The organism is Phenylobacterium sp., assembly GCF_036402295.1.
Taxonomy (GTDB): domain Bacteria; phylum Pseudomonadota; class Alphaproteobacteria; order Caulobacterales; family Caulobacteraceae; genus Phenylobacterium.
In genome coordinates this window covers 1-9,246 of sequence record NZ_DASWTE010000112.1, presented here as the reverse complement: position 1 = coordinate 9,246, position 9,246 = coordinate 1, and the positions used below count along the sequence as shown (strand labels likewise).

Annotated in this window: 8 protein-coding genes and 2 pseudogenes; 4 read left to right on the top strand and 6 right to left on the bottom strand. The window is 68.7% G+C overall.

Features of this window, described 5'->3' with window-relative positions; genetic code table 11:
• The 3 genes and pseudogenes from VGD44_RS07015 to phnE all read left to right on the top strand — a co-directional run.
• A pseudogene (locus tag VGD44_RS07015) lies at positions 1 to 304 on the top strand (phosphonate ABC transporter ATP-binding protein); the annotation flags it as partial.
• On the top strand, positions 301 to 1,317 hold the full coding sequence (gene phnD, locus VGD44_RS07010; protein WP_331085286.1) for a phosphate/phosphite/phosphonate ABC transporter substrate-binding protein: 1,017 nt from the start codon (positions 301 to 303) through the stop codon (positions 1,315 to 1,317). The pseudogene VGD44_RS07015 and the gene phnD, both read left to right, overlap by 4 nt.
• Positions 1,314 to 2,126, top strand: a complete 813-nt coding sequence (gene phnE, locus VGD44_RS07005) for a phosphonate ABC transporter, permease protein PhnE (protein ID WP_331085284.1) — start codon at positions 1,314 to 1,316, stop codon at positions 2,124 to 2,126. The genes phnD and phnE overlap by 4 nt, the downstream gene beginning before the upstream one ends.
• On the opposite strand, the gene VGD44_RS07000 is transcribed toward phnE, so the two are convergent.
• The 3 genes and pseudogenes from VGD44_RS07000 to VGD44_RS06990 all read right to left on the bottom strand — a co-directional run.
• Complete coding sequence (locus VGD44_RS07000) at positions 2,123 to 2,572, bottom strand: NUDIX hydrolase (RefSeq protein ID WP_331085282.1); 450 nt, start codon at positions 2,570 to 2,572, stop codon at positions 2,123 to 2,125. The two genes, phnE and VGD44_RS07000, sit on opposite strands and share 4 nt — an antisense overlap.
• 118 nt (positions 2,573 to 2,690) lie before the next feature.
• The gene (locus tag VGD44_RS06995) at positions 2,691 to 3,788 is read right to left on the bottom strand and encodes a glycosyltransferase family 1 protein (protein WP_331085288.1); all 1,098 of its coding nucleotides are present in this window, start codon (positions 3,786 to 3,788) and stop codon (positions 2,691 to 2,693) included.
• Positions 3,789 to 3,914: 126 nt separating this feature from the next.
• Positions 3,915 to 4,097, bottom strand: a pseudogene (locus VGD44_RS06990) (TetR/AcrR family transcriptional regulator); the annotation flags it as partial.
• A gap of 208 nt (positions 4,098 to 4,305) precedes the next feature.
• Here VGD44_RS06990 and VGD44_RS06985 point away from each other — a divergent pair.
• A complete protein-coding gene (locus tag VGD44_RS06985; protein WP_331085280.1) occupies positions 4,306 to 4,944 on the top strand; it encodes a helix-turn-helix domain-containing protein in 639 nt (212 codons plus the stop codon).
• A 34-nt stretch (positions 4,945 to 4,978) separates the two neighbouring features.
• On the opposite strand, the gene VGD44_RS06980 is transcribed toward VGD44_RS06985, so the two are convergent.
• The 3 genes from VGD44_RS06980 to VGD44_RS06970 form a co-directional block, all read right to left on the bottom strand.
• Complete coding sequence (locus VGD44_RS06980; RefSeq protein WP_331085278.1) at positions 4,979 to 5,965, bottom strand: D-2-hydroxyacid dehydrogenase; 987 nt, start codon at positions 5,963 to 5,965, stop codon at positions 4,979 to 4,981.
• 45 nt (positions 5,966 to 6,010) lie between these two features.
• Entirely contained in the window at positions 6,011 to 8,116 is a 2,106-nt protein-coding gene (locus VGD44_RS06975) for a redoxin family protein (protein ID WP_331085276.1), read from the bottom strand.
• A 203-nt stretch (positions 8,117 to 8,319) separates the two neighbouring features.
• On the bottom strand, positions 8,320 to 9,246 hold a 927-nt coding region (locus VGD44_RS06970), incomplete at its 5' end, for a DUF885 domain-containing protein (RefSeq protein WP_331085274.1).

The window sequence follows — 9,246 nt, the reverse complement described above, 5'->3', positions numbered from 1 at the left end:
CGCCCGCGCGCTCGTCCAGAAGGCCAAGATCATCCTGGCCGACGAGCCGGTCGCCTCGCTCGACCCCGTCTCGGCGCGCCGCGTGATGGAGATTCTGCGCGAGCTCAACAAGAACGACGGCCTGACCGTCCTCGTCACCCTGCACCAAGTGGACTACGCGCTGCGCTACTGCGACCGCGTGGTGGCGCTGAAGGCCGGCAAGGTCGTCTACGACGGCCCGGCCGAGGGCCTGAAGCGCGAGCAGCTCATCGACATCTACGGCCCCGAATTCGAGGACGTCTTCTGGGAAGGAGCGCCCACATGATCCGCCGCACCCTGATCCTCACCGTCACCGCGGCCGCGCTGGCGCTCAGCGCCTGCGGCAAGCCCGAAGAGAAGGCGGCCGCCGGCGGCGCGCCTTCCGAGCTCACCTTCTCGATCCTGTCGGCCGAGAACCAGGCGTCCATGGAGCCCCTGTGGACGCCGCTCTTGACCGACCTCTCAGAGTCGATCGGCGTGAAGGTGAAGCCGTACTTCGCAACCAACTACACCAGCCTGGTGGAGGCCATGCGCTTCAAGCAGGTACACATGGGGTGGTTCTCGGCCTCGCCGGCGCTGCAGGCCGTGCGCCGCGCCGACGCCGAGGTGCTGGGCCGCGTGGTCGATGCGGGCGGCGATGCGACGTACAAGTCCGTCATCATCGTGCGCAAGGACAGCGGCATCACCCTCGACAAGGTGCTGGCCTGCGACAAGTCGCTGAACTTCGGCCTGGGCGACACGCAGTCCACCTCGGGCACGCTCGCGCCGCTGACCTATCTGTTCACCCCGCGCAACATCGAGCCGGGCAAGTGCTTCAAGTCGGTCCGCTCGGCCAGCCACCAGGCCAACGCCTTCTCGGTGGCGAACGGCGTGCTCGACGTGGCGACCAACAATTCGGTGGGCATGCTGTTCTTCGCCCGCCAGAGCCCCGAGCTGGCCAAGAAGGTCGAGGTGATCTGGGAATCGCCGCCACTGCCGGAGTCGTCGATCGTGGTGCGCCGCGACCTGGACCCGGCGCTGAAGGAGAAGATCCGCCAGTTCTTCCTGACCTACGGCACGGGCACGGACGAGAAGGGCGCCAAGCAGCGTGAAGTGTTGAAGGGCCTCGCCTACGGCGGCTTCAAGCCGGCCGACAACTCCTACCTGGATCCGGTGCGGGAGATGGAGGCCGGCGAGGCGCTGGCCGCCGCCAAGCGTTCGGGCGATCAGAGCCGCCTGGCCAAGGCCCAGGCCGAGTTCGACAAGGTCCGCGCCGAAGCCGCCCAGAGGCGCGCCATCGAGCCCGCCGCCGCCCAATGACCTCCACGACGACCACAACCTCCGCGGTCCCGCCGCCGCCCCGTCAGACACTGGCGCAACGTGCGCCGGACCTGCTCATCTGGGGCAGCCTCGTCCTGCTGCTGATGATCGCGTTCGGGCCGGCCGAGCTCTACAAGCTGCCGCTGCTGTTCTCGAACTCGGCCAACATGCAGGAGCTGGGGCGCGGCTTCATCAGGCCCGACTTCACCAACATCGGCCTCTACGTCTCCAAGATGTGGGAGACGATCCAGATGGCCATCTGGGGCACCTTCCTGGCCATCCTGACGGCGATCCCCCTGGGACTGCTGGCCTCGAAGAACATCACGCCGGCGTTCATCCAACTGCCGATCCGCCGGTTCCTCGACATCGTCCGCTCGGTGCCGGACCTCGTCATCGGGATGATCTTCCTGGTAGCCGTGGGCCCGGGCCCCCTGGCCGGCGTCATGGCGCTGGCGATCGGCACCTCGGGCGTCCTGGCGAAGCTGTTCTCGGAAGCGACCGAGTCCATCGACCGCGGGCCGGTCGAGGGCGTGCGCGCCACCGGCGGGGCCAAGCTGCACGAGATCGTCTGGGGCGTGATCCCGCAGGTGGCGCCGCTCTGGACCAGCTATGCGTTGTACCGCTTCGAGTCGAACAGCCGCAGCGCCACCGTGCTGGGCCTGATCGGCGCCGGCGGCGTGGGCCAGGTGCTGGTCGATAGCATGAACGCCTTCGACTATTCGTCGACGGCCGCGATCGTGGTCATCATCATCGTCGCGGTCAGCTTGATCGACATGCTGAGTCAGGCGATCCGCAGCCGGCTGCTCTAGCTTTTGAACTTCGCCAGCAGGGTCTTGAGCTCGGGCTCGTCGACGAGGCTGGCGGCGTCGGCAGGGGACGTCCAGTTGCGATCGCGCTCCGCCATCTCGGGCCAGATGTCCCGCGCCTCGGTGACCTTCAGGGGATAGACCAGCACGCGAACGTGCTGCAGCCGGCCTGAGCGCAGGCGCTTGTCGTAGTGGTAAACGCCGAGCTGCTTGTGCCGCGGCTCGCCCAGCACGCCGGCCTCCTCGTAGGCCTCCTGGGCCGCCGCCGCCTCGGGCGCCATGTCCTTGATCGGCCAGCCCTTGGGGATCACCCAGCGGCGGCTCTCGCGCGACGTGATCAGCAACACCTCGACGGCGCCCTCGCCGCTCTTGCGCCAGGGCAGGGCGGCGTACTGGGTCCGCGGTTCCCGATCGGGTTCCGGACGCAGCCTGTCGCTCTTCTTGCCCATCGTCGCGTCGCGAATCCCTGACGAATCGTACCGCGCGCGGCGGTAGAGCGGGGCGGTTTACGCGCGGTTTCGACGACCGCCAATCACATTGTCATAAAAGTGTCATGCAAGCCGGCGTTCAGGCCGCCTCCGGCCTCCGTCGCCGCACTCGGGCCAGTCGCCGCAGCCGCCGCCAGAAGCGGGTCTTCTCGGGCTCGGGATAGGGCTGCAGGTTCTTCACGAAGTCCTCGGCGCAGGCCCGCCACGAGAACTTCTCGGCGAAGGTGCGCACCTTGCCGCGGTCGAGGTCCAGGCACTGCAGGCAGGCCTCGCGCAGCCCTTCGGTGGCCGTCAGCGCCAGCACGCCGGCCCCCGAGCCCGGGATCAGGTCGATCGGCCCCGGCGCCGGATAGGCCGCCACCGGCGTCCCCGCGGCCATGGCCTCCAGGATCACCAGCCCGAAGGTGTCGGTGAGCGAGGGGAAGACGAAGACGTCGGCGCAGGCGTAGTGGGCGGCCAGCTCGGCGCCCGACTTCGGCCCCTTGAAGACGACGGCAGGGTACCGCTCCTTCAGCTCGTCCAGTTGCGGGCCGGGGCCGACCACCACCTTCGTGCCCGGCAGGTCCAGCGCCACGAACGCCTCGATGTTCTTCTCCACCGCGACCCGGCCCACGTAGAGGAAGATCGGCTTCGGCAGGTCGGCGAAGAGGTCGGGCTCGTCCGCGCCGCGCGGGCGGAAATGCTCGGTGTCGACGCCCCGCGACCAGGCCGAGATGTTGCGGAAGCCGTGGCGAGACAGCTCCTCGCGCATGGTGGGCGTGGCCACCATCAGCCGGCCCGACGGCTTGTGGAACCACTTCATGTAGGCGTAGCCCGCCGCCAGCGGCAAAGGCAGGCGGGCCGAGACGTACTCGGGGAAGCGCGTGTGGTAGCTGGTCGTGAACGGCAGCTTCCATTCTACGCAGATGCGCCGCGCGGCCAGCCCGATCGGTCCCTCCGTGGCGATGTGGATCGCCTCGGGCTCGAAGGCCTTGAAGCGCTCCTGAACGGGCTCGTAGACGCCGATCGCGACCTTGATCTCCTGGTAGGTCGGCAGCGGGAAGGTCTTGAACTGGCCGGGGTGGATCACCTCCACCGTGTGGCCCATGGCCTGCAGCTCTTGCACCACGCGGGTGAGCGTGCGGACCACGCCGTTCACCTGCGGCTCCCAGGCGTCGGTGGCCACCAGGATGCGCATGGGCCGGAGCGCGTCACGCGGGGCGGTGATCGCTTCGCGCAGACGGCGGTCCGAGCGCACCGGCTTCGGCTTCTCCGGCTGACGGAGCGCCTCGTTCTGCAGGAACGCCCAGAAGGCGCCCAGCAGCGCCTCCTTGGTCGGGAAATGGCGATAGACCGTGCGCTCGCCCACGCCGGCGTCGCGGGCGATCTCGGCGAAGCTCAGGTCCTCGAGGCTGCGGGTCTCGAGCTGGCGGCCCACGGCGCGTAGGATCTGTTCGCGGGTCTCCTCCCGCTGGCGGTCGCGAAGATTCGGCAGGGGAGTTTTCATGGCAGTCGCACTGTCATGAGTTCTTTTCCGAAGTCAACGCATCGCGGCGTTACATGAAACTGCCACGGAGGCGCGCGGGAGGCGCCCAATCTGCGGACAATGCGCGTCCGGCGACCGCTGCGGCGACGTATGCTCTGGCATGGACAGCCCCCATCTTGCTAGGGGCGAAAGCAGCAGGCCCTCCCCAGGTCGCCGAAAATTGGGTCCGATGGACGCCAGGACATATCCCGCGAAGGCGACGCCGAAGTCGCAGAGGACGCGTGCGCGCATTCTGGACGCGGCCATGCGCCTCTTCGCCGAGATCGGCTACCACGCGGCCACCAACGCGGTGATCGCCGACGCCTCCATGCTGACGCGCGGGGCCATGCTCTACCACTTCGCCACCCGCGAGGAGCTGGTGGAGGCGGCGGTGGCGCACATCGAGCTTTCGCGGGCGCGCCTGTTCGAGCAGGCGGCCTCTACCCCGGCCGCGCCGGGCGTGGACGCCGCCGAGCAGGCGATCGACGCCTACTGGGCGCTGCTGCAGGAGCTGCCGTTCCGCGCCTTCGCCGAACTGGAGGCGGCCGCGCGCACCGATCCGATGCTGGCCGAGCGGCTGGCCGGGGCGCAGAGCGCCTTCGACCATGCCCAGGTCGGCGGCGACCGCTTCGGGGCCATGGTCTCGGCCGGCGACGACCCGCGCTTCCAGACCAGCCGCGACCTCGGCCGCTTCCTGCTGGAGGGCCTCGCCAAGGGCTCGATGACCTACGACGAGGCCGCCCGGCGCGAACGCCTGCTGACGGTCGTGAAGCGCGCGGTCCGCATGCTGAACCGCAAGGGCGACCTGCAGGACCTCTGGACGGATTGACTTACCTCCCGCCGCTTCGCGGGGGAGGTGAGACTCAACCGGCCAGCACGTCCTTGGGATCCGCCGCGTTGAGCAGCGGCTGGCCGCCCACGAACCGCGCGAGGTTCTCGAGGAACAGGGCGTCGTTGCGCGTGGCGTTGCCGCTGCTCATCCCAGACGAGTGGGGCGTCAGCGTCACCCGCGGATGGGCCCAGAACGGGCTTTCCGTGGGCAGGGGCTCGGTCTCGAAGACGTCCAGCACCGCGTGCTCGGGCACGCCCTTGTCCAGGGCCGCCAGCAAGGCCGGCTCGTCCACCAGCCCGCCGCGGCCGACGTTCACGAAGATCGAGCCCGCCTTCATCGCCGCGAAGAAGCCGGCGTCGGCCATGTGGCGCGTCTCGGCGGTGAGTGGGCAGGCGAGGACCACCACATCCGCATCGGGCAGGAGGGACGGCAAGTCGCCCTGGGCGGCGATGCGGTCGGCGGACGGATCGATCGCCGGATTGCGCCGCACGCCGGTGACGTGAGCGCCGAACCCGCGGGCGCGGTCGGCCACGCCCTTGCCGATGGCGCCGAAGCCCACGATCAGCCAGCGCGAGCCGGCGATCTCGCGGAACGGCTGGCGGGTCCACTCGCGCGCGGCCTGGGCGGCGCGACGCGCCGGGCCGCCCTGCAGCGCGTCGAGCACGCCCCAGAGTACGTAGTCGGCCATGCCGACCGCCTGGCCGTGGCTGGTGGTCAGGGTCGCGCCCTTCTGGACGATCTGGCCGAAGACCGGGTTGTCGAAGCCCGCGGCTCCGCTCTGCACCCATATCAGCGACGGCGACTTCAGCATGGCGACCATGAAGGCGCGCGCCACGGGGCTGAAGAAGACGTCGGCGTTGGTCCAGGCGGCCTCGGCGTCCACCGCCTCGGGCGGCACGGCCTGGCCGTTCAGGGTCACCGCGCCAGCCTTGTCGAGCACCAGCGGCTCCACGCCCTCGAGCGCATCGATCTGCGGCTGCAGGCGACGGTACGAGGGCTCGTAGATCAGAAGGCGCATGGGTCTCTCCCTGGCCGGTGTTTAGCCAGGGAGAGACCGGGAAGGCTAGCGTCCGCCACCCGGCTTGGCAGCCGGAGCCGCGCCATTGGTCGCGGCGGGGCTGGAGGGCATCGGGTGGCCCTGCGCCTGTTCGCGCATCCGGGTCTGCATGACCTTCAGTGCGGCCATCAGCTCGGCGTTCTCGATGCCGCCCGACTTGTTCTGGTCCATCTGGGCGTAGAACGGCGAGAGCCGGTCGCCCAGTTCACCCTTGAACTCGGCCTTCTGGATCATGCCGTCGCGGTTGTCGTCGAACATGCCGAACAGGCGGGTCTGGTCCATCAGCTCGTCGTAGTTGGTGAGCTTGGTCGCCGTCTCGTCCAGCCAGCGGTAGCGGATCGCCGTGTAGAACATCTCCTCCCAGGACTGGTCGCCCCAGACGATGGTCTTCGACGCGTCGGGGTTGGCCGGGTTCTGCTTGGAGTTGTCGTACCAGTAGTTGGCGATCAGCTTCGAGCCAGCTGGAATCTTCAGCGGCTCGGCGAAGCTGTACTCACGCTGCCAGTTGAAATCGTAGCGCGGCATGGCAAGCAGCCGCTTCTTCGTGCCGTCCGGCAGCTGGAGCCACAGGTCCGAGGCATAGCCGCGGTAGTGGGCGTGCGGGAACGCCGAGTACAGCAGCATGTCCTTTGGCACGTCGATGTAGGCCGTCTCCTGATGGCGCGCGGCGCCGGCGGGAATGCGGATCGAATTGTCCACCACCACCGAGTTGCGCATCACGAGACCGGGCTTTTCGTTGTCCTTGTAGAAGTAGAGGCCCAGCTGTGACTTGTCGGTGACTTCCTTGCCGAACGGCGTGTAGTGGGCCTGGAAGCCGATGCCGCCGCCGGGCGGCAGGTAGCTGCCCACGTTCACCGGCCACAGGGTGGCCTCGGCGCCCACGGCGTAGCCGCCCATGGAGGCGCCCCAGCGGGACTCGTTGCCCTTGCCGTCCGCGGGCAGTTCCTTGAGGTAGCCCGAGAGGAAGTGGTGCACGGCCTGGCGCTCGCCCACGCGGTAGGCGGCGGCCCGAACCCACTTGCCTTCGGTGAGCGGATTGGCGACGACCGGGCGCTGGTAGTCCACCACGCCGGACGCCGGGATCGTGTAGGCCGGGATGTCGAGGATCAGGTCCGGCTTGCCCAGCGGCCATTCCGCCACGGTGAAGCGCTTCTTGGCCAGCGGATCGTCGCCGTCGCCGCGCGGCGCGCCCTGTTCCACCCAGCGCACCACGGTCTTGATCTCGGCCGGGGTCAGGCTCTTGTCGTCCTTCCACTTGCCGACGTGGGCGTCGACGTTCCACGGCGGCATGCGGTCGGTGCGGATGACCTCGCGGATCATCGGCGAGAAGCCTTTGACCTTCTCGTAGCTGGTCATGGCGAACGGCCCGATGCCGCCCTCGACGTGACAGGCCACGCACTTCTTCTCGAGGATCGGGGCGACCTCCCTGGCGTAGGAGATCGTCGCCACCTTGCCCCGGTCGGGGAAGTCGATCAGGCAGCCCGGGCTGGGCTTGCCGGCCGCCATCGCCTGGCGTCCGGCCAGCGCAGCGTCGATGGCGTCGGCGGCCCAGGCGTGGGTGGCGTTGGCCTTCTGCGTCCCGTAGTCCAGCCGGTCGTCCAGCGGGCCACGGTAGACGACCTTCCAGGTCTTGGGGTCGATCACGAAGAACTCGGCCGTGCGCGTGACGCCCAGCTGCTCGCCGACCAGCTGGTTCTTGTCCATCAGGATCGGCAGGTCGTAGCCGAACTCGGCCGCCTCCTTGGCCACTTCCTCGGCGCTGTCCTGCAGGTTGGAGTTCAGCATCATGAAGCGGACGCCTTGCGCCTCGTACTTCGCGCGCAGCTCCTTCACCTTGGGCGCCAGGTTGCGCACGATCGGGCAGCCGTTGCCGTGGGTGATCAGCACGACGACCTTGGCGTCGCCCATCTCCCGGTACAGCTCGTGACCCATGTAGTTCTGGTCGGCGAGCATGAAGTTGTCGATCTGCGTCGGCATGGCCGTGGCCGCCGTCTCGCTGGTCGAGGTGGGCGTCGCCGCGGACAGTGCGTTGGGGGCCGAGCTGTCGCTCGCGCAGCCGGCCAGAAGGGCGGTGACGGCCACCCTCGCCAGGGCGGAAATACGCGCCTGCATCATCCCAATGTTCCTCCCATGGGCCACGGAGGAGGTTCGCCCCGTCCGGGTCCAGCCCTAGAAATGCGTGTTACGCCAAATCATAGCCGAGCAGATGCACGTTGCATCATTATTTCTAATCAATGTTCAGATGGAAGTTGACGATCACGTCACCTTCGCGAAGCACGTGTGGCGACCGCGGTTGAGGCGAGATCGAGCGGCCGTTAGCGGGCCGCCTCCGCCGCGATCCAGGCGTCGATGCGCGCCTCCAGCAGCTCCATCGGCAGCGGGCCGGCCAGCAGCAGCGCGTCGTGGAACTTGCGGATGTCGAACCGCTCGCCCAGCCGCTGGCGCGCGCGGGCCTTCAGCTCGAGGAACTTGAGCTCGCCGATCTTGTAGGCCAGCGCCTGGCCCGGCCACGAGATGTAGCGGTCCACCTCGACGGTGATGTTGAGCGGGGCCAGCGCCGTGTTCTCCAGGAAGCAGGCCTCGGCCTGTTTCCGATCCCAGCCCTTCCAGTGGATGCCGGTGTCGGCCACCAGCCGGCAGGCGCGCCACATCTCGTAGCTCAGCTGGCCGAAGCGCTCGTAGGCGTCGCGGTAGATGCCCATGTCGCCGGCGACCTTCTCGGAATAGAGCCCCCAGCCCTCCACGAAGGCCGTCACCCCGCCCTCGCGGCGGAACATCGGAACGTCCTTGAGCTCCTGGGCCAGCGCGATCTGCAGGTGGTGGCCCGGCACCGCCTCGTGGGCGGTGAGTGCAGGCAGCTCGTAGAGCGGCCGTTGGTCCAGCGCATAGGTGTTGACCATGTAGCCGCCGGCCACGCCCTGCTCCGGCGAGCCCTGGAAGTAGCGGCCGGTGGTGTAGGCGGCCTCGATCTCGGGCGGCACGGGGCGCACGCCGTAGGTCAGCCGCGGCAGCGTCCCGTAGTAGCCGGGCAGCTTGTCGTCGATGCGCTTGGCGATCTCGGAGGCCTTCTCCAGCAGCTCCTGGCGGCTCTTGGCGTAGACCCTCGGGTCCTTGCGCAGCATGGCGATGAAGGCGGGGAGGTCGCCCGAGAAGCCGGTCTGGCGCATCGTCACTTCCATCTGCGCGCGGATGCGGGTGACCTCGGACTGGCCGAGGGCGAAGACCTCGTCGGGCGTCTTCTC